General features: G+C 50.5%; 22 protein-coding genes. 13 read left to right on the top strand and 9 right to left on the bottom strand.

Translation table 11 applies throughout. The features are described 5' to 3' along the window. A complete protein-coding gene (locus AC4QZR_RS10280) occupies positions 1-798 on the bottom strand; it encodes a tRNA pseudouridine synthase A (protein ID WP_494480832.1) in 798 nt (265 codons plus the stop codon). 147 nt (positions 799-945) lie between these two features. On the opposite strand from AC4QZR_RS10280, the gene AC4QZR_RS10275 reads away from it, so the two are divergent. From AC4QZR_RS10275 to hrpB, 7 genes are all read left to right on the top strand, one after another. Next, positions 946-1,812 (top strand): HAD family hydrolase, encoded by an 867-nt coding sequence (locus tag AC4QZR_RS10275; RefSeq protein ID WP_494480831.1) that lies wholly within the window; start codon positions 946-948, stop codon positions 1,810-1,812. A gap of 3 nt (positions 1,813-1,815) precedes the next feature. Further along, complete coding sequence (locus AC4QZR_RS10270) at positions 1,816-2,820, top strand: hypothetical protein (protein WP_494480830.1); 1,005 nt, start codon at positions 1,816-1,818, stop codon at positions 2,818-2,820. Between the two features lie 356 nt (positions 2,821-3,176). Continuing rightward, positions 3,177-5,897: a PAS domain-containing sensor histidine kinase gene (locus tag AC4QZR_RS10265; protein WP_494480829.1), complete on the top strand. Its 2,721-nt coding sequence runs from the start codon at positions 3,177-3,179 to the stop codon at positions 5,895-5,897. 343 nt (positions 5,898-6,240) lie between these two features. Next, positions 6,241-6,453, top strand: coding sequence for a helix-turn-helix domain-containing protein (locus AC4QZR_RS10260; protein WP_494480828.1), 213 nt, complete (start codon positions 6,241-6,243; stop codon positions 6,451-6,453). Between the two features lie 3 nt (positions 6,454-6,456). Continuing rightward, a complete protein-coding gene (locus tag AC4QZR_RS10255; protein WP_494480827.1) occupies positions 6,457-6,780 on the top strand; it encodes a HipA N-terminal domain-containing protein in 324 nt (107 codons plus the stop codon). A 6-nt stretch (positions 6,781-6,786) separates the two neighbouring features. Then, positions 6,787-7,809 carry a type II toxin-antitoxin system HipA family toxin gene (locus AC4QZR_RS10250; RefSeq protein ID WP_494480826.1) on the top strand — a complete coding sequence of 341 codons (1,023 nt, stop codon included), beginning with the start codon at positions 6,787-6,789 and terminating at the stop codon, positions 7,807-7,809. Between the two features lie 49 nt (positions 7,810-7,858). Further along, complete coding sequence (gene hrpB, locus AC4QZR_RS10245; protein WP_494480825.1) at positions 7,859-10,318, top strand: ATP-dependent helicase HrpB; 2,460 nt, start codon at positions 7,859-7,861, stop codon at positions 10,316-10,318. A gap of 144 nt (positions 10,319-10,462) precedes the next feature. On the opposite strand, the gene AC4QZR_RS10240 is transcribed toward hrpB, so the two are convergent. Further along, entirely contained in the window at positions 10,463-11,938 is a 1,476-nt protein-coding gene (locus AC4QZR_RS10240; RefSeq protein WP_494480824.1) for an alanine/glycine:cation symporter family protein, read from the bottom strand. 277 nt (positions 11,939-12,215) lie between these two features. Next, on the bottom strand, positions 12,216-13,349 hold the full coding sequence (locus AC4QZR_RS10235; RefSeq protein WP_494480823.1) for an MFS transporter: 1,134 nt from the start codon (positions 13,347-13,349) through the stop codon (positions 12,216-12,218). A gap of 178 nt (positions 13,350-13,527) precedes the next feature. Between AC4QZR_RS10235 and AC4QZR_RS10230 the strand changes: the two genes are divergently transcribed. Further along, on the top strand, positions 13,528-13,728 hold the full coding sequence (locus tag AC4QZR_RS10230; RefSeq protein ID WP_494480822.1) for a hypothetical protein: 201 nt from the start codon (positions 13,528-13,530) through the stop codon (positions 13,726-13,728). Between the two features lie 24 nt (positions 13,729-13,752). Here AC4QZR_RS10230 and AC4QZR_RS10225 read toward each other — a convergent pair whose 3' ends face one another. From AC4QZR_RS10225 to AC4QZR_RS10205, 5 genes are all read right to left on the bottom strand, one after another. After that, positions 13,753-14,442 carry a hypothetical protein gene (locus AC4QZR_RS10225; protein WP_494480821.1) on the bottom strand — a complete coding sequence of 230 codons (690 nt, stop codon included), beginning with the start codon at positions 14,440-14,442 and terminating at the stop codon, positions 13,753-13,755. Positions 14,443-14,509: 67 nt separating this feature from the next. Beyond that, the gene (locus tag AC4QZR_RS10220) at positions 14,510-16,321 is read right to left on the bottom strand and encodes an AMP-dependent synthetase/ligase (RefSeq protein WP_494480820.1); all 1,812 of its coding nucleotides are present in this window, start codon (positions 16,319-16,321) and stop codon (positions 14,510-14,512) included. Between the two features lie 86 nt (positions 16,322-16,407). Then, entirely contained in the window at positions 16,408-17,529 is a 1,122-nt protein-coding gene (locus AC4QZR_RS10215; protein WP_494480819.1) for an MBL fold metallo-hydrolase, read from the bottom strand. Positions 17,530-17,644: 115 nt separating this feature from the next. Further along, on the bottom strand, positions 17,645-18,118 hold the full coding sequence (locus AC4QZR_RS10210) for a COG2426 family protein (protein ID WP_253406172.1): 474 nt from the start codon (positions 18,116-18,118) through the stop codon (positions 17,645-17,647). 494 nt (positions 18,119-18,612) lie between these two features. Then, a complete protein-coding gene (locus AC4QZR_RS10205; RefSeq protein WP_494480818.1) occupies positions 18,613-19,728 on the bottom strand; it encodes an SDR family oxidoreductase in 1,116 nt (371 codons plus the stop codon). A gap of 162 nt (positions 19,729-19,890) precedes the next feature. Between AC4QZR_RS10205 and AC4QZR_RS10200 the strand changes: the two genes are divergently transcribed. From AC4QZR_RS10200 to AC4QZR_RS10180, 5 genes are all read left to right on the top strand, one after another. Then, positions 19,891-20,067 carry a hypothetical protein gene (locus tag AC4QZR_RS10200; RefSeq protein ID WP_494480817.1) on the top strand — a complete coding sequence of 59 codons (177 nt, stop codon included), beginning with the start codon at positions 19,891-19,893 and terminating at the stop codon, positions 20,065-20,067. Positions 20,068-20,143: 76 nt separating this feature from the next. Beyond that, entirely contained in the window at positions 20,144-20,698 is a 555-nt protein-coding gene (locus AC4QZR_RS10195) for a serine acetyltransferase (protein WP_253406169.1), read from the top strand. A 134-nt stretch (positions 20,699-20,832) separates the two neighbouring features. Then, on the top strand, positions 20,833-22,779 hold the full coding sequence (locus AC4QZR_RS10190; RefSeq protein ID WP_494480816.1) for a PAS domain-containing sensor histidine kinase: 1,947 nt from the start codon (positions 20,833-20,835) through the stop codon (positions 22,777-22,779). Positions 22,780-22,933: 154 nt separating this feature from the next. After that, complete coding sequence (locus tag AC4QZR_RS10185) at positions 22,934-25,060, top strand: PAS domain-containing sensor histidine kinase (RefSeq protein WP_494480815.1); 2,127 nt, start codon at positions 22,934-22,936, stop codon at positions 25,058-25,060. 81 nt (positions 25,061-25,141) lie between these two features. Next, positions 25,142-26,059 carry a pirin family protein gene (locus AC4QZR_RS10180; RefSeq protein WP_494480814.1) on the top strand — a complete coding sequence of 306 codons (918 nt, stop codon included), beginning with the start codon at positions 25,142-25,144 and terminating at the stop codon, positions 26,057-26,059. A gap of 100 nt (positions 26,060-26,159) precedes the next feature. Here AC4QZR_RS10180 and AC4QZR_RS10175 read toward each other — a convergent pair whose 3' ends face one another. After that, a complete protein-coding gene (locus AC4QZR_RS10175) occupies positions 26,160-26,327 on the bottom strand; it encodes a hypothetical protein (protein WP_494480813.1) in 168 nt (55 codons plus the stop codon). Positions 26,328-26,348: the final 21 nt, after the last annotated feature.

Below are 26,348 nucleotides of genomic sequence, written 5' to 3'. Positions count from 1 at the left end.
TCAGCGTGTTGGCCATCCGGCAGCTGTGGCAGGAGAGAAGGAAGGTCGGGGCGCGATGTCCAAAAAAGGGTAGCTTACTTTGGACAGGTATAGCCCCTGCGGATAGGCCGGTGAAAGGTGCTTGGGTGCTTTCTCCAGCGTCAGGTAACTTTCAAACTCGGGCAGGCTGAGCGCGCCGGTTCCTACCTGCAGCAGTTGGCCCACGATGATGCGGATCATGCGACTCAGAAACCTGTTTGCCGAAATCTGAAAACGCAGCCTGTCACCCTGCTGGTCCATCAACCAGCGGGCTTCTGTTACATAGCAGGTGGTGCTGTCATGCTCTGCAGGCGTCAGGCACAGGTTCCTGTAATCGGTGTAAAGGGGGAGCAGGACAGCGGCTGCCTGCATCGCGTCCAGGTTCAGGTTCCGAACGGGGTATAGGGCGCTTACATCGTGCAGAAACGGATCTTTGTAGGTATGGATAAAGTAATCGTAGCTTCTTTTGCTGGCATGGAAGCGGGCGTGGGGCTGGCCCTCCACCGGCATGATATCGAACACGGCAATGTCGGGCGGTAACACTTTGTTCAGCCGGAAAAGCATATCAAATTCCCAGGGCTGCGCTACATCCAGGTGAAAAAAGAACTGGCTTGCATGTACCCCGGCATCCGTTCTGCCACAGCCCACGATCGCTACCGGCTGCTTCAGAATCTTCTTCAGACACTCTTCTATCACCTGCTGCACCCCAACCCCATAGGGGTGTCGCTGCCAACCTTTGTAGTGCGTGCCGATATAGCCGATATGAAAGAAGTAGCGCAAGGTTTTGAGTAGGTATAAGTGATGGAGATTTGCTTTATTATAGAATTATTTATTCATGTATCTAGCTTGATGTTATATAATTAAATTTTAATATATATTTGGAATTGGATGCTTTTTAAAGAAATATATGAATGTTAAGAGAAATATATGAATGTTAAGGAAAATAAAATTCGAATAGTTATTTGTGATTTTGATAACACGCTTTTTGACTGGTTTGAATTTTGGTATAAAAGTTTTAGTGTTTTGGTTCAAGGGGTTGTTAAAGAAACAAAAATTAATGAGGATAATTTATTTCAAAGTATAAGACCGATTCATCAAAAACATAGAACCTCTGAATATAATCGCTTACTTGACGAACTCGAAATATTAAAAGAAGCTAAAAGTAATGAAGAAATAGAGAGGCTTTATGAATCTATTCTTCCTCCATATTTCGAAGCTAGAAGAAGAGAATTAAAGCTATACCCAAATGTTTTAAAGACTCTTAAAACATTGAAAGAAAGGGGACTTAAAATAGTGATTTATACTGAGTCTCAGCCAATTTACTCTTACTATAGATTGCATACATTGGGTTTGTCAGGATTAGTTGATGCTCTTTATGCACCTAAGAGCCATGAGCTTAATAACACTAATTCTTTATATTCTAAATATGACTTTGAGCAATTAACAGAAAAAAGTGATTGTGAGTTAATAATCTTACCAAAAGAGGATAAAAAGCCAAATCCCAAAGTTTTAATTGATATACTAAAGGATAATGACACAACATTAGACCAAGCCATATTTGTTGGGGATAGCTTAATGAAAGATATATGCATGGCTAACGATGCTAATGTATTAAGTGTACTTGCTGATTACGGGATAAAGCATCATAAAGAAGAATACGAGCTATTGAGGAAAGTTTCACATTGGACGGATGAGGATGTTAAGAATGAAAAGGATTTTTCTAAAGAGAAGTGTGAACCAAAGTATATTATTAAAGACTTCTCAGAATTGGTCCATATTCTTGAAAATATTTAAACTATGAGTATAACAAGGGAGAAACAAGATGCCCTAATCGAAGCTTGGAAGCAGAGTATAGATGTACAAAAGCATTTTAATGATCTTCTTCTTAATATTAGAGAAAGAGCGATTACTGTACTTGGTGCAGGAATTGTAGCTTCAGCATTTTTAATTAAAGAGGATTACGTTCTTGCTCAACCAATTAGATGGGGGCATCTATTGACAGCAATTCTATATTTGGTTGTAGTTTCTTCATGGATTCTTATCCTTTTATATGCAAAAAGGAAAGATTTAGTAAAAAGGGGAAGTGCAATAAATGCGGCAAATGCCACAAAAATTGAAAATTGGCTACCAATATTTTTGATTCCGTATATTGTAATATTTTTGCTTTACTTATTTTTAAGGACTTGGGACACTTTCACTACTTCTACTCTATATTCTCCTATTGTGAATTCTCCTAGTATTGGAGGATTGACATTACTAGCTTTATCATTTGTTTGGGTTACTTTTTACTTATTAGACAGATTTTGGTATCATAGATTATTAAAAGGTGCAGTTTTACATGGTATAAGTGTTGAAAATTCTTTAGTACAAGAGTATCCAGATTTTAACTTGGGAGAAAATATTAGCAATGAGAGTTCTGTTTATCCTAGAATTTTTAACAACAATATATTTAATATTCTTAGAATAGATTCTAATTCAAAACTTGATATCTTTTATTATTCTACATTTTTAGCACTTATCTCTATTGGTGTTTTATTATTAAAGCAGCCAAAAGAAATTTTAAAAGGTGGTGATAATGATAAACAGCAACTTTCTGTAAACCTCTTGCCGATCCCTATTGATTCTGTAAATAAAATTAATGCTAAAAACGCTTCCTTAATTGCATCAAATGATTCGCTCGTTAAAGTAAATCAAATTCTTGAAAATAGAATTTTAGAGATAGTCGCGACAAAACGTTTAGATAGCTTAATGAAAAATAGATTCAGTGTTTTGCCAAGTTCTACTCCTGCTTCAAATAATTAATTTTAATTAACTGAATTATATCAAAGAACTATTTTTAAGTCTTCGACCTTTGAGAGTATTAATACTACCATAAAGTAATTTGTAGCATTACCGAATCTTCCCCGGAGACGGTAAATAATACTAATTCTTTCATACCCCCTCTAACCACTTATATACCTTTGTTGAAGGCTTTGATGAAAACGTGGCGTAGGAGGTTTAACACCGTGGGGGAGATATCGGTGACGGGGCCAAGGTATAGGCATTTCCGGGTAGTTCGTTAGTTCTGAAATTTCTGACATAACACTGACATTGCAGCGCAGCGGAATTAATCTTGCTGCGTAATTGTGTATCTTACAACATCACTTATTACACACTGCATGCAGCAAGCTATTTTTGCCGGAGGGCGTGTTCCGACAACAGACTTTCAGATAGTTTTTAACACCTTAACCGGCAATTTTTTTTTGCTGCAACCCAATCCACCCCTGTTTACTATACTGGCCGTGAGCGACGAACAGTTGCAAATCACAGGGCAGAAAAGGGAAGAATTAGTTGGTAAGAGTGTCTTTGAGGTATACCCTGAGAACCCGGAAGATGCCTCCTCAACGGGTCCCTCCAACTTAAGCGTTTCGCTTGCAAAAGTACTGAGAGACAAAGTGACCGACCAGATGCCGGTGCTGCGTTATGATTTGGTAAACGCAGACGGCGTATTTGAAGGGCGGTATTGGAAAACAAGTAATAAGCCGGTGCTGGATGCAGAGGGCAACGTGCTGTATATTTTGCATGCCCCATCTGAGATCACGGAACAAGTGATGGCAGAAAGAAAGGCTGCTGCCATGCGGGAGATTGAAAAAAAGTACAGCTTGTTTATACAGGCTCCTGTGGCGGTCTACATTGTCACCGGCCCTGAAAATACGGTAGAGTTCGCCAATGATGAAATGCTCAGGCTATTAGGCAGAACATCAGACCTCATTGGCAAGCCGTTATTTGAAGTCATCCCGGAAATCACAACGGAGGGGTTCCCTGAATTGCTGGTGCAGGTGCGTGAAACAGGGCAGCCTTTTTATGCGACAGAGTTTCCTGTTAAACTGATCAAGGATGGAGAGGAAGTGCTCTGCTACTACAATTTTGTATACCAGCCATACTATGCCAACGCAGGCGATACGGCAGCTGCCGGAGTGTTTAGTGTGGCGCATGACGTCACGGAGCAGGTGCTGGCCCGCAGAAAGGTCGAGGAAAGCGAATCCCGTTATCGCACCCTGATCGAAGAAGCCCCGATCGCCACCGCACTTTATCTGGACAAGGACTTAAAAATACAGTATGCCAACAAAATCATGCTGGGTTACTGGGGAAAAGACAGCACGGTAGCAGGGAAAACATTACGCCAGGCAGTGCCCGAGTTAGAGGGCCAGCCATTCCCCGACTTATTGGAGACAGTTTTCAGAACCGGGCAAACCTATGTTGGCACTAAAGAAAGAGCGGAACTGGAAATAGATGGCCGCTTACAGCCTGCTTACTTCAACTTTACCTATAAACCACTTTTTAACAAAGAAGGCGAAGTATACGGTATCCACCACACAGCCGTGGATGTTACAGAAGAGGTACTGGCCCAAAGGCGATTAGCGGAAAGCGAATCACGTTTCCGGAATATGATCAAGCAGGCACCTATCGCCATTGCCTTAACGAGGAGCAGCGATATGGTGTTTGAGAATGTGAATGAACCCATGCTGCATATTATGGGCAAAGAGACGGCAGACGAGGTGAACGGTAAGAAATTAGAGGAAGCGCTGCCAGAGGTGAAGGACCAGCCTGTGCTGGGAATTGTCCGGGAAGTGCTGCAAACAGGGAAGACCAAAACCGGAAATGAAGTGTTGGTCAATCTGTTGAAAAACGGGGAACTGGAAGCACATTATTTAAATGTGTCTTACACACCGCTGATGGAAGAAGGCGAAGTGACCGGCGTTATACACGTAGCGCTTGATGTAACCGAGCAGGTACAGGCCAGAGAAAAGATTGAGCAAAGCGCCCGGGACCTGCAGAATCTGGCCAACGCCATGCCACAGATCGTCTGGATCGCCGAACCAGACGGGACGGTGACCTACTACAACAACAGAGTATCTGAGTTTTCGGGGGCCAGGCAGCTACCAAATGGTGCATGGCACTGGGAGAGCATTCTTATTGAAGAGGATGAGCAGCCAACGGTAGAGGCCTGGAACAAGGCTGTGCAGACGGGTAAGCGCTATGAGATAGAGCACAGGTTGCGGATGCGGGACGGCAGCCATCGCTGGCACCTGAGCCGCGCACTTCCTCAACGCGACAGTGAGGGCAAAGTGACAGCATGGTTCGGAACGGCCACTGATGTGCACGAGGGGAAGGAGCAACAGGAGGCATTGGAAGTAAACAACCGGCACCTGATCAGCATCAACAACGACCTGGATAATTTTATTTATACCGCCTCCCACGACCTGAAGGCTCCCATCCTTAACATAGAAGGCCTGCTGGCGCTCCTGCCCCAAGGATACACTGCCACAGGCGAACAGAGAAGTGATACACAGCTGATACTGGATATGATGAAGGGCTCTGTGGAACGCTTTAAGAAAACCATCGACAGCCTGACGGAGGTGGCCAAGCTTCAGCAGCAGAACGAAATCAATGTCGAGTTAGTGGATGTGGCGGAGGTGATAAAAGAAGTGACCCTAGACCTGGCGCCCCTGATAAAATCCACCCAGGCTGTGCTGGAAACGAATGTAGCGCCGCACACGGCTATCCGCATCTCCGGCAAGAACATGCGGAGCGTGGTATACAACCTACTCTCCAACGCCATCAAGTACCGCGCTGCTGATCGGGTACCCCGGGTTCAGATCAGTTGCCATACAGACGACCAGTTCCATGTGCTGACTTTTGCCGATAACGGGCTCGGCATGACTCCCGGTCAGAGAAAAGGCCTTTTTACCATGTTCAAACGATTCCATGACCATGTGGAAGGCACTGGCATCGGGCTTTACATGGTCAAGAAGATAGTGGAAAACACAGACGGAAGGATAGAAGTGGAGAGCAAGCAAAATGTCGGGACCACCTTTCGGGTTTACTTACCGGCGTAAACTAAGCTGAGGGAAAAGCGGCTTGGCGGATAAGAAAGCTTTCTGGCTTTCTGTTGAGCTCCGGTGTTTCAATAAAAAGGGTTTTACTTCCTGTAGTAGAGAAATATCAGAGTGTTAGGAATGGCATCTGGGAAGCATCGTTTTTTTTGGCTCAATCCGATTCAATTCGCCGCATGGTATACCTTTAAGGCCTATTAAACTAAGTGTTATGCCACATTATAATGTGGTTTTAAATGTTTTCTATATGTTACCTGTTTTAATTGATGTGTAAATCACATTATAGTATGATAATTGATGTTAAATATCTATTTTTGTCATGATATACATGCTAAATCACATTATAATGTTAGCTCAGGAACTTGGAGACCAGATCAAACTTCGCCGCGACATGCTGCATATCACGCAGCCTGATCTGGCAGAATTGGCTGATATCAATATCAATACCTTATATCGGATCGAAACTGGAAAAGCCAATCCGACACTCAAGGTTCTGCACAAGCTGGCAGAGGTGCTGGGTATGGAGTTGAAGTTGGAGGTAAAGAAACCAAACTTTTAAGCGATGCGGCAAGCAGGAGTGTATAGAAACGGGGCTTTCGTCGGTGTGCTCACGCAGTACCCGAACAGGCACTATGAATTCAGGTATACCGATGAGTGGTTTCAGAACAGTGCCCTGCCCGCCATCAGCCTGACCCTGCCCAAAACGCAGCAGGTATACCTGTCCGATCATTTGTTTCCTTTTTTCTTCAACATGCTTTCTGAAGGGGTAAACCGCCAGCTGCAGGTCCGTCAGCTCAGGATAGATGAAAAGGACTATTTCGGCCTGCTCATAGCCACTGCCGGATCCGATACGATCGGAGCTGTTACCATTAAACCACTAAGTTAATCTTGAATGGCTATTCCTGAAATTTCAACATGTCCGGGTACGTTGGCAACAGGCTTCCATGCCTATAGCCGAACCTGCCTGGTGCGTGTTTTCGGTGGTAAAAGAGTAAGTTATGTGCTGCCCTACAATGCCCCGCAGACAAGCGAGGAAGATGCCGAGAAGTTCATGGAGAACCGAAAACGCATCTCTATTTCGGGCGTGCAGGAGAAGCTATCGCTGGTGCTGGATAAAAACAAGCTTCGGCTGACACAGTCAGGTGAGCAAGGAACTTACATTCTAAAACCTATTCCGCGCGACCTCCGAAAGGTGCAACAGGTGCCCGCCAACGAGCACCTGACCATGCAAATCGCACGGCAGGTATTCGGGATACAGACCGCTGAAAATGCGCTGATCTTTTTCCAAACAGGAGAACCCGCCTACATTACTAAACGCTTTGATGTAAAGCCGGACGGAAGTAAATATGGTGTAGAAGATTTTGCCTCGCTGGCCGGTAGAACATCCGAGACAGCTGGCTCGGATTTTAAGTACGAATATACTTATGAAGCCTTGGCCGTGTTGGTCAAGCGCTACGTGGCGGCGTCTGTGGTGGAGCTGGAGAAGCTGTTTTCGCTGGTTGTGTTTAATTATTTGTTCTCGAACGGAGATGCGCACCTGAAGAACTTCAGCCTCATCGAGACACCAAACGGCGACTTTGTACTGAGCCCTGCCTACGACCTGATCAATACCCGGATTCATGTAGATGATTCATACCTGGCTCTAAAAGGAGGCCTGTTTGAGGACGATTATGAAACCAGTAGCTTCGCAGCAAACGGTTATTATGCCTACGACGATTTTTATGAATTCGGGCTGCGTATCGGCATCATGGAATCCAGAGTTATCAAGCTTTTTAATTTATATCGGGAAGAGAAGGAAGCCGTACACGATTTAATAGCACAAAGCTTTTTGGATATGGAAACAAAAGCACTATACCTGGAGCAGTATCGTGCTAACCTCAAGGCATTAAACTACTCTTACAGACAGCTAATTTAAGGGACGTGCTAATTCATCAAATCTCAAAATCTTAAACTCTCAAATTCCCTTGCCTTTCAATCCATTCTCCATAGACCTTCCCGTTCGGGAAATTATACCTGCCGTCAGAGAACACCTGACGGCGCAGAACACACTGATCGTAAACGCTCCTCCGGGAGCCGGTAAAAGCACCTTGCTGCCGCTGGCGATACTCGATGAGTCTTGGCTGAAAGATCAGAAGATCATCATGCTGGAGCCCCGTCGCTTGGCGGCCAAAACCATTGCCGAGCGCCTGGCGCAGCTGCTGGGCGAGGAGGTGGGCCAGACCGTCGGCTACCGCATCCGCTTCGAGACGCGCATTTCAGACAAGACCCGCATTGAAGTTGTGACCGAAGGCATCCTCACCCGCATGATCCACAGCGACCGCTCGCTCACAGGTATAGGCATCGTGATCTTTGATGAATTCCATGAGCGCAGCATCCATGCCGATGTAGCCATGGCCCTGAGCCGGGAGGCGCAGCAGGCGCTTCGTACAGATTTGCGCATTATGGTGATGTCGGCCACGCTGGATATGCCGCAGCTCACGAGCCTTCTCAAGGCACCCGTGGCGCAAAGCATGGGGCGGCAATACCCCATCGAGACCTTTTATACCGGCGATGCCGATGACCGTATGCTGCCCGAAATGACAGCCAAGGTGGTGGTGCAGGCGGCGAAGGAGCAGGAAGGGGATATCCTCGTGTTCCTGCCCGGCGAAAATGATATCCGCAAAGTAGAAGAACTCCTGCGCCGCCAGTTGCGCGATTTCAGGATACACCCGCTGTTCGGGATGCTGCCCTTCGGTAGGCAGTACGCCGCCATCATGCCCGACCGCGACGGCAGACGCAAAGTAGTGCTGGCCACCAGTATAGCCGAGACCAGTTTGACCATAGAAGGCATTTCGGTGGTGGTGGATACGGGCTTTGGCAAAACCTCCCGCTTCGATCCGAAGTCTGGTTTGTCGCGCCTCGAAACGGTGCGCATCTCCAAAGACGCTGCTGACCAGCGTGCCGGCCGAGCTGGTCGTCTTGGACCCGGCAAAGCCTACCGCATGTGGAGCAAAACCACGCATGAGCGCATGGCCCCGCACCGCACCCCCGAGATCATGGAAGCTGATTTGTCCTCGCTTGTGCTCGACATGGCGCAATGGGGCATCACCGATATCCGTGGCCTGACCTGGCTGAACCCACCGCCGCGCGCTGCCCTGCAGTACGCCACCGAAATGCTGCACCAGCTGCAGGCGCTGGAGCACGGCCGCATTACGGAGCACGGCAAAAAAATGCACGCGCTGCCTTGTCACCCCCGCATCGCGCACATGCTGCTCAAAGCTGAAGAAACCGACCAGGTGGCGCTGGCCTCTGATATTGCCGCCGTCCTGGAAGAGCGCGACCCGCTGGACCGAAACGCCGGCATCGACATTAACTTAAGGATAGAAGCGCTCCACAGGTATAGAAAAGAGCAAGGGCAAGGCAAGAAATTCGGAAAGATCGAGAAAGTTGCCCGCTCATACCGCTCGCTCTTCAGCATAGAACCTGAGAACGGCACCTTCGACGACTATGAAACCGGTGTGCTGCTCACGCATTGCTACCCGGAGCGCATCGCCTATGCTCGTCCCGGCAACAATGCGCAGTTCCAGCTGGCCAGCGGGCAGTATGCGTCCGCCGGTCACCGCGACGACCTGGCGCATGAGCCCTGGCTGGCCATCGCGCACCTGCACGCCGGCACCGGCGACAATCCGGGCCGCATCTTCCTGGCTTCGCCGCTCAACCCGAGAGATCTGGCTCCCCTTGTGAAGCAGCAGGAAAGTTACCACTGGGACCTGAACGACGGCGAACTTACCGCCTCCATGGACACTCGTATCGGTAGCATCGTGCTACAAAGTAAACCACTGCCAGCACCCGACGAAAAGCACCGCGTACCTGCCATGTCCGAAGCTATCAAGCTCGAAGGAGAACATCTGCTGGACTTCAACTACGAAGTAAGGCAGTGGCAAAACCGTGTGCTGAGCCTGCGCAAATGGCGCCCCTCCGAGTTCTGGCCCGACGTGAGCACGGCCACCTTGCTCATGACTAACTGGGATTGGCTGAAGTCCTACCTTTTCGATATTGAGCACCCAGATGAGTTGATGGAACTGGAGCTCCTGCCGATTCTGGAAGCGAAGTTCCTGAATGATGAGCAGCGTGCCCGTCTGGAAGTGCTGGCCCCGTCTAATATCACTTTGCCGGATGGCTCAGGTATAGACCTCACTTACCAACCAGGCGGCAGTCAACCCAAACTGGAAATCCGGCTGCAGGATGTGCTGGACTGGGAAGATAGTCCAACCGTAGACGATGGCGAGATGACGGTGGAACTGGCATTGCTCAGCCCGGAGCTCAAACCGATCACCACTGTGTCAGACCTGGCGAGCTTCTGGAAAGGAAATTACCGCGTGATCAAACGGCAACTGGAAGTAGTGTTTCCGGAGGTGGAATGGGAGAGGGGTAGTGGCCTATAAAGAAATAGAAAGTGCCTGCTAACGATTACCCCCCCTGCGGTCCCCTCAAGGGGGTAATCTCTGAGCAAGAAACGGCATACCATAAAAACAAAAGAGACGCGATTACAGCGTCTCTTTTGTTTTATATAACACCTATTTGCGCAGCTAAACTGCTTTCAGTTCTTTTTGATCTGGCTCTTCCTGCTCGTCAATACCTATCGATTTATTCCATTCTCCGGCGTTCTTTATACCTAGCTTTTCAGGATCAAAGGTCGGGTCGAGGCCGGCTTTGCGCTGCGCCAGGTAATCCTGCAGGGTGCGTAAGGCGGGCTTGCGTAGCAGGAAAATGGCAATTATGTTCAGCCAAGCCATGATGCCCACCCCGATATCGCCCAGCGTCCAGGCCGATTCTGCCGTCTTTACTGAGCCGTAGAAAGTAGCGGCGAGTATCAGCAGGCGAAGCGCCCAAAGCATCCATTTTCTGTTTTTGGTGTTCAGGTAGCTCAGGTTGGTTTCGGCAATGTAGTAGTAGGCCATGATGGTGGTAAAGGCAAAGAAGAACAGCGAGATAGCGACAAAACCGCTACCCAGGGCAGGGAAGTGCGTACTAACAGCTAGCTGCGTATACTCTGGCCCGTAGGGTATACCCGGCAGGTTCTCCACCAGAAAGCCCCCTTCCGGGTTTGCCACATTATACTGCCCTGTAAACAGGATCATGAAGGCCGTAGCTGAACAAACGAAAAGCGTATCGACGTAAACAGAAAAGGCCTGCACTAAGCCCTGCTTGGCAGGATGGCTCACTTCGGCCGCTGCAGCAGCGTGTGGAGCAGTACCCTGGCCTGCTTCATTGGAGTAGATGCCGCGTTTCACACCCCACGCGATGGCCATGCCAAACACACCGGCAAAAGCGGGCTCCAGGTCAAATGCGGAACTGAAGATGAGACCAAATATGGCCGGAACTTCAGAAATATTCATCAAAATGATGACCACTGCCATCAGGATATAAGCACCCGCCATAAACGGTACGACGATCTGTGCCACGTTGCCGATGCGCTTAACACCGCCAATAATGATAAGAGCAAGCAGCAGGGTAACGGCACCACCCGTATACGCCACCGGCACTTGAAAGGCATTGCTTATACCTGATGCGATGCTGTTGCTCTGCACGCCCGGCAGGAACAGTGCCATACTGATAATGGTAGCGACAGCAAACAGCACGGCATACCATTTTACGCCAAGTCCTTTTTCGATGTAATAGGCCGGGCCACCTCTGTACTGGCCATCTTTTACCTGCTTGTAGATCTGGCCCAGCGTGGCCTCTATAAAGGCAGAAGAACTGCCCAGGAAGGCGATCACCCACATCCAGAAAACGGCACCTGGTCCGCCCATCGCAATGGCCGTGGCAACACCGGCAATGTTACCCGTGCCTACACGACCGGCAATGGCTACTGTAAAAGCCTGAAAAGAACTGATGCCTTTGTTCGAGGATTCCCCCTGAAAAAGCAGGCGCAGCATTTCGCCGATATAGCGGATCTGCAGAAATTTGGTAGCGAAGGAGAAGTATACACCTGCTCCTAGGCAAAGTACGATAAGTGCATTGCTCCAGACGATGTCATTCACCGAACTGATTAGGTTTTCCATGGGCTAATTTCAGGGGTTAACAAGGTTAATGGATGTTTAAATTAAACAGAAAATCTTAAAAGTAAGGACTTACTTAGCGTTATTGTTCGGGGCGCAGGCGGGTTTGAAAAGGAATTGCTGCGTATAAGTGTGTAATAAATGGCTCATGATGAGTTGTATAGCCATTAAAAAAGAGAACCTCAGCCTAAGCCGAGATTCCCTTCTGGCAATCAAAAAAAAATACGGATTAACCGACTACACAGCGGGTATAGATAACAGACACCCCTAAAACACTCACCTACCGCTCCAGCCTAAAAAACTTCCTGGATATCGGAATCAGCATGATACCTGCGAAAGCGAAGAGCATGAACGATACCTTCAGATTGAAGGCGTGGGCCAGGTAGCCGATGAGCGGCGGGCCCATGAGCATACCCACAATTCCGAAGGTAACGATCATGGAAATGGCGATGCCAGGCGAGTACTTTTTGGAGGCGCCCGCCAGCGTGTACGTCATCGGTATAACCGAAGCCGTGCCGAAGCCTACCAGTGAGAAGCCGATCATGGCGGGCCAGAAACTTGGGAACAGAATGGCCAGTGCTATACCTGAGAAAATAAGGCTGGCACTGAGCACGTAGGTTCTTTCCATCCCGATCTTCTCGATGATCCAATCTGAAACGAACCGCGAAAGCGCCATAAACGACATGAAAATGAGATAGCCTGCGGTAAAGACCTCTTCGCCCACCACCTGCTGGAAGTAAATGCCACTCCAATCGAACATACCGCCTTCGCAAACGGCTGCAAAGAACACCAGCAGCCCCAGGTATAGGATGTACGGATCGGGCTTGCCAAACGTGAGCTTGTTGCCTGTCGTGGAGCGGTCGTTGCGCAGGAGGTATGGAAAGGCGCCCAGCACAAGCAGCGTCGTGATGACAGAGACGGCTACCAGGTGTGGCACGATGGATATGCCAAGCGAAACCAGCAGTGTGGTCACGCCGACGCCCACAATGCCGCCTGTGCTCCAGAGACCATGGAAGGCGCCGTTTATTTTGCGGTCGTAGAGTTTCTGCAGCGTAATGGCCTGTGTATTGATCGCGATGTTGAACACACGCATGCTCAGCGAGAACAGGAATAAGGCCACTATCAGGGCAAATGGTGTGGCGGCTATCCCGATCAGCGAGAGCGAAGCGGCATTCAGGACCATGGCCACAATCAGGGGAAAACGGCTGTCGAACCGGGTGACAAGCCAGCTCGATAAAGGCAAGCCGATCAGCGAGCTCACCGGCATGGTGAGTAGGATGCTGCCCAGTTCGGCCTCATTCAGGTGAAGCTTGGAAACAATAGTGGGGATGCGGGATGCCCAGCTTGAAAAGTTGAAGCCGGAAAGAAGGAAAAAAAGACTAAGCGAAAGCCGGTTTGTGGTGATAGAATGCATTGCGGTAAAATAAAGACGCAAGTTGGTAAAAAGTAAAGCCTTTAGATACGTTTATTCTTTCTTTTCAAAGGATGCCATTTTAAAATTCAGTCTTTTTTCATGCAGAACAGGTTAGTCTGCAAAGCTGAGAGTCTGATTAGCCTTGACAATCTCAAGGCTAAAATGATCGGGGCTTTGAATGGAGGAGCTATACCTACATGGGGCTTGGGATAGCCTGGCTGAAACTCAATACATTAACAAAACCTGTCCCCTCCCGCGCCACACACAGCACGAATTCAAATACCTGGTAGACGGCACAGAATGGCGTAACGGTCCGGACGCGGACGGAGAGAACCCAAAGAGTATGGCAGCACCTACTCCCTGCTGGTTCTGTAAGTAGCAGTTCCTGCGAAAGAAGCTTAATTTAATTACTTATACCTGAGATGTAGGAGGCTATTTCTTCTTCCTTGTCCTGCATGTGTCCGTAGGCAAACTTCTGTAGTACATCGCAGGCAACTTTGTCGAGCACACCGAAAATACGCGCTTCACTGATCACTTCCTCGTTCCAGTCAGATGCAATGACCATAATGGCCTGCCCGTCGTAGGGTGCAAGGTCCAGCAGGTCGGCAGTGAGGTTAAGAGAGGGCCACTTGCCGGCTGCTAGGCTGTATGAGCCTGGTTCCCAGCGGGGAGGAGTCTGCTTGAGATCCGGCGCAGGTTTGAAATAGCCATTCTCTACAGGCCCGATAAACAGAACATTTACTTTGTTCAGCGTGGTCGGTACGAGCGTTTGGGGGTGAGGCAATACGGTGCCGGTTTCTTCCAGCTTGTCTTCAGCGTTCTCCATACCTATACTTACTACCCGGAAAGGCAGATGGTTTCCCGGTGATGCCTCAAGGCATGTTACTTGCGGCTTGGGCGCTCCGCTATACCTGTGTACCCGGTGCGGGTTTGGCTTTGCCGGAACTGATGCATCGTTCGCAGTTAAGAACCTCAGCCATCTCCTGGTCAGAAAGATGTTCGAGATCGGGTATAGGCGTGCTACATGCGTTTTGCTCAGTACCCGGCAGTTCGGATCGTCAGTAAATTTTGGCCCTCTACTTATGCGAAGCATAGAAGCTAAACAAGCTTAAACGCTACGAAATCAGGTCCTTCGCCGAATCGCCTAGCGCAAAGGCATACTATACATACAGTGAGCTCACCAAGTCTTTATACCTCTCCAGGATGACGCGGCGCTTCAGTTTGAGGGTGGGGGTGAGTTCCCCGTTTTCGATGGACCACTCGGCAGGTATGAGCGCGAACTTTTTGACTTGCTCCACCGGGTTGAACTCCACGTTGTACTGGTTCACCGACTGTTTGATCAGCTTCCATACCTCCTGGTCTTCCAGCACCTCCCGGTTGCCCGGGTAGGATTTGCCCTGGGTGTCGTACCACTCCCGCAGCTTGTTGAAGGCCGGCACAATCAGCGCGCCCACGAACTTCTGCGTTTCACCTACCACCATGATCTGCTCGATCCAGTTGCTCTCCACCATCTTGTTCTCGATGGGCTGCGGGGCTACATACTTGCCTCCGCTGGTCTTGAAAAGCTCTTTCTTGCGGTCAGTAATTTTAAGGAATTTTCCGTCGATAATAGTGCCGATGTCGCCGGTATGCAGCCAGCCGGCCCGATCAATGACTTCCGCTGTCAGGTCCGGACGACGGTAGTAGCCCATCATCACGTTCGGCCCTTTGCACAGGATCTCCCCATCTTCGGCAATCTTCACTTCTACGCTTTTGAGTAACGGACCTACTGTGCCGAACATGCGGTTCTGTTCGGAGTAGCGGTTGCCGCTGATGATCGGGGAAGCTTCGGTCAGGCCGTAGCCTTCCTGTATGACAATACCGGCAGCAGTGAAAATTCGGAGCAGCCGAACCTGGCAGGCCGCCGCCCCTGTGATGATCGATTTCACTTCGCCACCCAGTGCCTGCCGCCACTTGCTGAACACCAGGCGGTCGGCCAGGGCCAGTTGTAGCCGGTAGGCCAGCGGCATCGGCTTGTTGATCTCGAAGCGCTCCGCCAGTTCCAATGCCCAGAAGAAGATTTTCTTTTTGCTGCCGGTGAGTTCGGAGCCCTTGGCCACAATGCCTTCGTATACCTTTTCGAGCAGGCGCGGCACGGTTGTGAACATAGTCGGCTTCACTTCGCGCAGGTTGGCGGCAATGGTTTCCATCCCTTCGGCATAGTAGATCGACACCCCGCAATAGAAGTAACAGTAGGTGGCCATGCGCTCGAAGGCGTGATTGAGGGGCAGAAAACTGATGGCTTTTTTGCGAAACACGCCTACTTCCTGGATGATGAGTGCACTGTCGAACATATTGTTCAGGATGTTGTAGTGCGAGAGCATCACGCCTTTGGGCGTGCCGGTGGTGCCGGAGGTATAGAGGATGGTGGCCAACTCGTGCTCGTCCACGGCATCGCGCAGCAGTTCCACCTGCTGCAAGGTATAGGGAGAGGGTTCGGCTAACAACTCTTTCCAGTGAGGGGCGTCCTCCACTTGTTTAAAGGTATAGACGGCTTCCAAAGCAGGTAGCGCATCCTGCATGCCTAATATTTTGCGGAAGAGTACTTCGTTCCCGACAAAGACCATTTTCACGGCGGCATCCTGCAGCACAAACTCCATTTCGCTGTTGCTGATGGTGGGATAGATGGGTACCGAAATGGCGCCGATCTGCTGGATGGCCATGTCCACCAACATCCACTCCGGGCAGTTGGGGCTGATGATCGCGATCTTGTCGCGGCCCTCGGCAGTGCCGTCGCCTTTCGTGATGCCGAGGCCAAGCAGGGCGGCGCTGATGCGGTTCACCTTGTCCTGCACATCGCGGGTGCTATACCTGATCCATTCGCCGTCTTCCTTGGCGGCCAGCATGTCTTCCAGCGGAAAGTTTTTCAGCTGCCAGTCGATGCAATCAAACAGGCGTTTGGGCTTTGCCGCCTGTGCTGTTTCTTCGTTCATGTTCACGAATTCCTGCCTTCAAATTTATACCTATACACCATTACTCTGTCGGTGCCTTCTGTGTTTCCGAAAGGCTATACCTGCCGCTACTCCCACCACTGCGACGTTGGAATGCTTCGCTTCAGAATGATGGGCTCTCCGATGCGGGGCGTGGTTATGGGCACGTTCAGCTCCCTTGCCTTTTTCGACACCCGCACGATCGGATCGGTCCAGGAGTGCATGGCCAGCGCAAAGGCACCCCAGTGGATCGGCATCATCAGTTTTCCTTTCAGGTCGAGGTGCGCCTGCACGGTTTCCTCCGGCATCATGTGGATGCTGGACCAGAGTTCGTTGTATTGCCCGCACTCGAGCAGCGTGATGTCGAAAGGACCGTAGCGCTCGCCAATTTCCTTGAAGCCTTCGAAATAACCCGTGTCGCCGCTGAAGAAGATTTTCTCGTTTTTGCCTTGTATCACCCAGGAGGTCCAGAGGGTTTTCATACGGTCGGAGATGCCGCGACCGGAGAAGTGCCGGGCCGGCGTGGCCACAAATGTTATACCTGCCAGTTCAGCCTCGTCCCACCAGTCCAGTTCCGTTATCTTTTCGGCCGGAATGTCCCAGCGCTCCAGGTGTGCGCCCACACCCAGTGCCACATAGAAGTGACCGGTCTTTTCTGCCAGCTTTTTGATAGAGCCGTAGTCAAGGTGGTCGTAGTGGTCGTGCGAAATGAGCACCGCATCAATGAAGGGGAGGTCTTCAACGGTGATGGGCAGCTCGTCGGTAAAGCGTTTCGGACCCAGGAAGCTGAGCGGGGAGGCCCTGTCGCCCAGCATAGGGTCAACGAGCAGGCGCTTGCCGTCCAGCTCAATCAGAAAGGTGGAGTGTCCGAACCAGGTGAGCACGGTGGCGGTGTCCTGGGCTGAGGCGAATTTGTTCAGATCTATCTTCTCAACAGGCAGATCCCAGTCAGGCGACTGGTTTTCTGTTTTATCGAAAAGGCGTGAGTTGATCATTTTGACAATGCCCCCAAAGCCCATGTCCATGTTGGTGGGGACCGGGTTGTGAAAAATGCCATCTTCGTAATTGGGCGAAGCCTGCATGAGTTGGAGCCGTTCTCCTTTGGCCTCCCCACCAAATTGGGGTGAGAGATGCATAAAGCTGCAGCCGGCTACACCGGTAATCAATAGCAGGGAAAGTAAAAGATAGGACGTGATTCTTTTGAGCGTCATGGGCCAAAAATACACATTCTTTTTGCACTGGCGAAGGGTGGACCATCAAAAAGCCCTGTTTGCTTTCGGCCGGGACGGCTTTGCAAACAGCGCTTCTGTTAAAGCATGTTGTCTATTATTTTAAGGAAAGCTGCATCACGCCCAACTGACCGAAGTGTGTGGCCAGGGCGACAAAAAGCGAGGAGACAACAACGCCAATGCTGATGGCCAGGAAAGCCCGCCTGCGCTCAATCTTGAAAATACTGGCCGCAATTGTACCCATGTAAGCGCCTGTACCGGGTAGCGGGATCATCACGAAAATCATCAGCCCCCAGAAGCCATGCTTCTGCAAATCCTTGCCCGCCAGTTTCTTGGCACGCTTCGACAAGAAGATCACACCTCTTTTGTATACTCTGAATGGCCAGAACTTCTGACTAAACGTATCGATCAGCCACATAAAGAGCGGGTAGATCAGTGCATTGCCCATCGTACCGATGACGAATGCCAGTATAAAGTGCACATTGTTCAGGATAGCATAGGGTATACCTGCCCGCGCCTCACCGAAAGGGGAGATACTCAAAAGGAAAGCATAAAGGAGCGTCTCAAGCATATTCTTTCATTAAAAAGCGAAGCTACAATTCAAAAGCCTGCTACCAAAACGGCAAATTCAGTGGTGCTATTGTCGTACAGGATGCTATACCTGAATTGAATTTCCTCACCTCAAGAGCAAGAAAGTCCAACAGCTGACTGTAGTACCTCTAACAACATGATATTCATTATGATTCAACGTGAATTGGTAGTTTTTTGATATGGTGATTTGTTTATTAAAAATATGATATCAACTTTATAATGGGCCTAATGGGTGTAAAATGACCTATAGAGGGTTTATGTCAATGTTTTAGGCGGAGTTTAGTAAGTTTGAGAGGCAGCCCTTATAAGTCTCTTTATTTGTTTAATTTGCATTATATCAATTTCAATCACATTGAATAGAATGAATCGCCCAGCATTAAACAAAAACAGGTGCAGAAGCTCCTGGCCACTGCACCTGTTCTAAAAGTTGATTCTACTGTGTCTCAACCACTTATCGTGAGCTTGCAAAGCAGTTTATAGAGGACGTTGTGGAGGCAGCGGCGGTGTTACGTATACTTCTTCCACGATCTCCACCACTTCTACCATCTCCGGTTTAGTATTCGGCTGCTTATACTTCTTGGCACCGTTGTCCTTGCGTTTCTTGCCCATCAGGGCCAGGGCGGCGGCACCTGCGGCGGCCACAACAGCGCCTGCCACTACCGGGTTTGTCACAGCGCGGGTATAGAGGCTGGTCGGCATCGTGTCCTTGATGCGACCGTGTATGCGGCCGCCTTCGCCTGGCTGGTGCAGGGTACCCTCCCGGTGCTGCGCCGGCTCGTCGAGCAGCTGCTGGTCGGTCATCAGTTTTTCGCCGGAAAGGTCCATCAGTCCCGGTGCCAGCTTGTTGGTCAGGCTCATGAACTTGCCTCCGCCGCCCACCATAATGTCGCGCTTCTGGTGCGTGGCGGCATACAGGATGGCATTGGCGACTTCTTCCGGCTCGTATACTGGTGGCGGAAGTGTCAGCTTGTGGTCGGTGTAGTTTTTAGCATGGTCGGGGTAGGGTGTATTGATTGCGGCCGGTTTGATCAGCGTAACCGAAACGGGCGCCCCTTCTTCTTCCAGTTCTATGCGCAGTGCATCGGTAAAGCCCTTCACGGCATGCTTGGTGGCGCTGTACATCCCCTGCATCGGGATGGCTGTATCAGAGAGCACACTGCCCAGGTTGATGATGGCACCACCCCGGTTACGCAGGTGCATGGCCGCCATCTGCGAGCCGTATACCAGTCCCCAGAAGTTGGTGTCGAAGAGGCGGCGGTTGTCTTCGTCGCTCACCTCCAACAGGCGACCGTAGATCGAAACACCAGCGTCATTCACCCAGGTGTCGAAGCCCCCGAAATGGGAGAGGGCCGCGTCGGCGATGCGCTGAATATCCTGCTGCCGGCCTACATCGGCGCCCACGGTAATGGCCTGTCCGCCCTTGTCGTTTATCTCCTGGGCTATTTCCTGCAAGGCCTGCTCGTTGCGAGCTGCCAGCACCAGCCGTGCGCCTTTTTTTGCGGCTGCAAAGGCCGTGGCCAGTCCGATACCGCTCGATGCCCCGGTAATCACCATTACCTGGTCTTTTAGTGGTTTAAGTTTGATCGTCATAGTTGTATTTGTTTAATCAGTGATAAGATGCTACCTTCATAAGGTACGGCCTTAGTTGACGCATGTTTGGGAAGAGGCCACCCTCCACAAAAATGTCTGCTTTGTGAAATGAATTGCCTGTTAATTTGTTACAGGTATAGCTTATGGCAAAAAAACCTTAAAATGACCGAAGAAGAGTTCGACGCCACGTTCACCTATACCTTGGATGTGCTGCTTGCCACCATGGCGGAGGAGCCCGAGATTGATCCGGAGAAGTTTTACAGCATGGCCTGCGTGCTGGAAAACCTGCGGTTCTTTAGTCCAATTTTCTACGGCGCTTTGCGAGGCAAAAAGGACTAAGTAGCAGGTATAAAAATAAACCTGCAACGCCAGACCGCAACACAGCGTATGCGCAAACATACATGTAAGTAAGTCTATGTTTCTCTCATACATTTTTCAGGATTGGAACGCAAACAGAGGAAACCTGAAAGGTCGCCTTGTGATGCTGATGTTCCGCATCGCCTATCCTGCCCGCATCAACACCTTTTTCCGCATTATCTGGCTGCCCTACCTGATGTTCTACAAAATACTGGTAGAGTGGTTTATGGGCATCGAGTTGCCCCACTGGACCAAAGTAGGTAAGAACTTCTTCCTGGGCCACGGGCAGGCGCTGGTCGTAAACGGCTGCTCTGTGATCGGTGAGAACTGCTTTTTCCGCCATTCCACCACCCTGGGTAATATCCGTCGCGAAGACGGCAGCTATACCGGCTCCCCCATTATCGGCAACAACGTGGAGCTGGGCTCCAATGTGTGCATCATCGGGGAGGTGCGCGTCGGGAACAACGTGCGCATTGGTGCAGGCTCTGTCGTGGTAAAAGACATACCCGATAACTGCGTGGCAGTGGGCAACCCGGCCCGCGTCATTAAGCGGCTCGACCAGCCGACAGTGGCAAGTGAACCAAGCGCTATCCTACAACCACAGGAGGTATAGCCCGGGCTGTTTAACCGAATCGATCGCACGGAATTAATTTTTTTCCATAAATTAGCCCAATACAATCAGTTTTAAACATCAAAGGCTGAACGCTCTCTTACACCTTACTCACCTTACCTAAGCAGCTTTTTTGAATGGACGTAAACTTAAAACCAGTTACTGCTACCGCAGCAGGTATAGACACCAGCAGCGAAGAGCAGTACCGGATTCTTGTTGACAGTATCACAGACTATGCAATTTTTCTGCTCGATGCCGAAGGCCACATCATCACCTGGAACACCGGTGCCAGGCAAATCAAAGGCTATGAGGAGAAGGAGATCTTAGGCAAGCATTTTTCGATCTTCTATACCCAAAAGGACATTGATACAAACCACCCGGAGCAGGAACTGGGCAAAGCGATTGCGGAGGGCAAGTACGAAGAGGAAGGGTGGCGCGTGAAAAAAGACGGCTCTGTATTCTGGGCTAATGTGGTCATTACGCCTGTGTATGACAAAGACCGGCAGCTGGTTGCCTTCTCTAAAATAACCCGCGACCTGTCGGTGCGCAAAAAAGCCGAAGATGACCTGTACCGGGCCTTTGAGGAGCTGAGGGAGAGCGAGGAGCGCTTTCGCCTGCTCATAGAAGGCGTATCCGATTATGCCATCTTTATGCTGGACCCGGCAGGCAATGTAGCGACCTGGAACAACGGTGCCCGCCGCATGAACGGCTACGAAGCGCACGAGATCATCGGGAAGTATTTTTCCAGGTTCTATAGCCAGGAGTTGATCGCGCAGGGTTTCCCGGATTACGAACTCCAGCAGGCGAAGGCCCTTGGCAGGTTTGAAGACAATGGCTGGCGTTACCGGAAAGACGGCACTGTGTTCTGGGCCAATACAGTGATCACCTCCATCTACAATTCCAAAAAAGAGCTGATAGGCTTTTCGAAGATCACACGCGACCTCACGGATAAACTGAAAATGGAGCAGCAGCTGTTCCTTACAAACGAAGAGCTGCGCGAAAGCGAGGAAAAAAGCCGCCTCATGATTGACAGCGTGAAAGACTACGCCATCCTGATGCTGAATCCGGAGGGAATCGTCATGAGCTGGAACGAAGGCGCTGAGCGCATCAAAGGTTATAAACCGAAAGATATCATAGGCCGCCATTTCTCTACGTTTTACACCCGGGAGTCTATCGCGAGCGGGTTTCCGCAGTACGAACTCAAGAAGGCGCAGGAGATGGGCCGCTTTGAAGACGAAGGCTGGCGCATTCGCAAAGACGGCACCGCTTTTTGGGCCAATGTGGTGATTACGCCGATCTATAACAGCAAAAAACGCCTGCTGGGCTTCTCTAAAGTAACCCGGGACCTGACTGAGCGGCGGCGCAACGAGGAGCTGATGCACAAAAACAGTGAGTTGATCAAGATCAACAACGAGCTCGACAACTTTGTGTACGCCGCCTCCCACGACCTGAAAGCCCCGATCACCAACCTCGAAGGTCTGCTGCAGGCGCTCAGGGAAGACCTGGGTGATAGCCTCGAGCAACATGAAGTACTGCTAAGTTACATGGGCAGCGCACTTGGCACGCTCAAGAACGTGATCGCTGATTTGTCGGATGTCACCAGACTGAACCATGAGCAGGAATCCCCTGAAGATGTGCAGATCGGGGACATGCTTGAGGACATCAAGATTAGTTTGCAGCCTTACATCGAGCACACCGGCGCCGTGGTAGAGTGCACCGATATGGAATTTAACACGCTACGCTATGCCCGCAAAAACCTTCGGAGCATTTTGTTCAACCTGGTTTCAAACGCTATCAAGTACGCAGACCCCGATCGCAACCCGGTGGTCAGCATCAGCACGGCCATTACCAGGGAAGGGGTATGCGAACTCTCTGTGAAGGATAACGGTCTTGGTCTTGCCCCGAGTCAGATCGGCAAGATCTTCTCGTTGTTCAAGCGCGCGCACGACCATGTGGAAGGTACAGGTATAGGGCTCTACCTGGTGAAACGCATACTCGACAACGCCGGCGACAGCATCGCTGTGGAGAGTGAAGTGGGTGTGGGTTCCAGGTTTATTGTCAGCTTCCGGCAACAAAAAAATTGATTGTTGCGGAGCAGGGGCTTCTCGTGCCTCAGGTATAGGAGCCCCGAAAATTCAGGTATGGCATGATTGGATGGCGCTTTATAATGATCAGGCCGCTTTCCAGTAACATGGCCCTTACACAAATCCTAATCTGTTTTCATAATAAAAATCCCGCATGCTACATAGCAACGCTCCCAATCAGGAGAATCAGTCTGACCAAACTATCCCGTATAAGCGGTTGCTGGAAGCGCAGAGTGGCTTAGTCTTGCTTATTTCGCCTGACCTGACCATTATGGGTGCCTCAGAAGCTTATTTGCGTGAAGCGTTCTTACTCCGTGAGCACATCATGGGCAAGCATCTCTTCGCTGTTTTTCCTGACAACCCGAATACGCCCGGACACACTCCCTCAGTTTCCCTGCGGGCATCCATAGAGCGGGCGATCGTTACCCGCAAACCTGACAAAATGGATGTCACGCGGTACGACATACAAGCTCCTGAAAAGAGTGGGGAATTTATAGAGCGGTATTGGGCCTCGACAAACACCCCCATTTACAACAGTCAGAATGAACTGGTTTGCATTCTGCATGAAACAAAAAACATTTCGGACGAGCTAAAAACAAAGGCACAACTGCAGGAAAGCCGTGCAAAGGAGCAGGCCGCACTCGCTCAGGCAGAGCAACAACGCCTGCGCATGGAGCGCTTTTTTGACCAGGCACCGGCGGCCTGTGCCATGCTTGAAGGGCCAACCTTCATCTACAGGGTGATCAACAGCTCCTATTACCAGCTTTTTCCGGGGCGTGAGATGCTGAACCTGCCCCTGTTTGAAGCCTTACCGGAACTCAGGCATCAGCCGGTTTATGACATCATCCACGAGGTATACCGAACAGGCGTCACCTACGAGGGAAAAGAAGTGCTGATACCAGTGGCGCGCTACGAAGGGCAACCCGCCGAGGACATCTACTGGAATTTCATCTACCAGGCCCTGCTGGATGCCCAAGGGAATGTAAATGGTATCCTGATTTTCGCGTTGGATGTGACTGACTTCGTGACAGCGCGCCGGCAGGTGGAGTCGAGTGCTGCATCGCTGCATACCATGAATCTGGGCCTGGAAGAAGTGATCAAACGCCGCACCTTCGAACTGGAGCAGGCGCAGGCGGAGGCAGAGCGGCAAAGCAAACGTTTGCAAAGCCTGTTTATGGGAGCCCCGGCCGCCATCTGTATTTTAAACGGACCTGACCTGGTATACGAGCTGGTCAACCCGGCCTATGCTGCATTCTTCCCGGGGCGGCAACTGCTTGGCAAACCCATACTGAAGGCCCTGCCCGAAATAGAAGGCAACCTGGTTTACAAAACGTTTCGGGATGTGTATGCGACGGGCCGTACCCACCAAGAGAAGGAAATGTACATTCCTTTTGCACGGCCTGACGGCGAAATGGAAGACAGGTACTTCCGCTACATTCAGCAGGCTCGCTACAACGAACAGAACCAGATCGACGGCGTGGTGGTATTCGCACTGGAAGTGACGGAGCAGGTACAGGCACGCAAAGCAGTGGAAGCAAGCGAACAACAGCTGCAAAAGGCCAACAAAGAGTTTGACACCGCGAACCAGCAACTCGTCTACATCAACAGAGACCTCGATAATTTCATCTATACCGCCTCCCACGACTTAAAGGCGCCGATCTCGAATATCGAAATGCTGATAAGCGAGCTGTTGCTCGAACTTTCAGAGGATAGCCTCGGCAAACTGGAGGTCAGGAGAATACTCAACATGATCCAGGGTTCCGTGTCCAGGTTCAAGAAGACGATCGCCAGTCTGACGGAAATCTCCAGGCTGCCGAAGGAGGAGCTGAACAAGCAGGAGCATGTGGTGGTGGCAGAGGTCGTGCGGGAAGTGGAACTGGATCTGGAGAAAATGATCACCGAATACGGCGCCCATATAGAGACGGATGTTGCCGATTGTTCCACTATGTCGTTTTCAGAGAAAAACCTGCGCAGCATTCTGTACAACCTGATGTCGAATGGTATTAAGTACAGCCATCCGGACAGAAAGCCGCAGGTAAAGGTGAGTTGCAAACAGGTAGACGGATTTCAGATGCTGCAGGTGAAGGACAACGGCCTGGGCTTGCGTCCTGCGCAGCAGGACAAGCTCTTTACCATGTTCAAACGCTTCCACGACCATGTAGAAGGCTCCGGCGTGGGTTTGTATATGGTGAAAAGGATCGTGGAGAATGCTGGTGGCAGAATAGAAGTGGAAAGCGAGCCGGACAAAGGCACAACTTTCCGCATATACTTCAGTAAGTAAGTTTATTACCGTTTCAAGCCCTGTCATTGCAGAAAGTAGTTGCCTTTGCGTCAGGTATAGGATTCATGTAAATGCGTATTTATGCTGGATATTGTTATTGAAGCCCGTAAAGCTTCGCTCGCTCCCGGAATGGATGTGCGGCGCATACTGCCTTTTCGGCTGCGTCGCATGGTAGGCCCTTTCATCTTCATGGACCATGCCGGTCCTGTGGAGGTGCAGCCGCCGCTCACCCACGACATGGACGTGCTGCCGCACCCGCACATCGGACTGTCTACGGTCAGCTACCTGTTTGGCGGGCAGGTGACCCACCGAGATAGCCTGGGCGTAGAGCAGATCATCCGACCAGGGGAAGTGAACTGGATGACGGCCGGCAGTGGCATTGCGCACTCCGAGCGCTTCGAAGACCCCGCCACCCTGGCCGGCGGCGAACTGGAAATGATCCAGACCTGGGTCGCGCTGCCCGAGAAGGACGAAGAAGCTACGCCTTCCTTTGAAAACTACAAACCTGAGCAACTACCCATCTTTACAGAAACCGGTGTGTGGATGCGCCTGATCGCCGGGAATGCCTATGGGCTGCGGAACGACGTAAAAACCCTTTCACCCCTGTTTTATCTGCATGTCGCGCTGGAAAAGGGCGCCCGCTTTGGTTTACCAAAGGAGCATGCCGAGCGGGGAATTTATGTGGCCAAAGGGAGCATCGAAGTAGGTCACAGAACCTATACCGTGGGGCAGATGCTGGTGTTCACTAAAGGAGCAGACCCAATCATACTGGCAAAAGAACCTGCCACACTGATGCTGTTGGGCGGTGAACCGCTTGGTGAGCGCTTTATCTGGTGGAACTTTGTGTCGTCGCGCAAGGAACGCATTGAGCAGGCGAAAGCCGACTGGAAGGAAGGACGCATCCTGTTGCCGCCAAACGACAACCTGGAATATGTGCCACTTCCTGCTGACCGCTCCAAACCCGCAGGCGGTGGACCGGCCCCTCAGGCGCTATCTTAAGGTATAGCAGGTATAGCAGGTATAGCACCTGCTATTTGCCTTTCTGGCTTTTTCGGGTGCTTCTTCTCGCCATACTCCAACCTGCTTCCTATCGTGTATCTTAATCAGCCGCCTCGGCTGCCAGGTCAACGCCTGGTCTTTTTGCAAACACTCTTTTCTTAAACTTAACCGGTTGGAAAATACCTTTCAGTTCAATAAGCCCGCTTTGCTGGTGCTGCTGTTGCTTTTTGAAATACAGGTATAGGCTGCTGCCAAGGGAGACTTTCAAAAATATTGCTTCGTAAAAAGT

The organism is Pontibacter sp. YIM B11418 (genome assembly GCF_059278805.1).
This window is presented reverse-complemented; position numbering and strand designations above follow the sequence as displayed.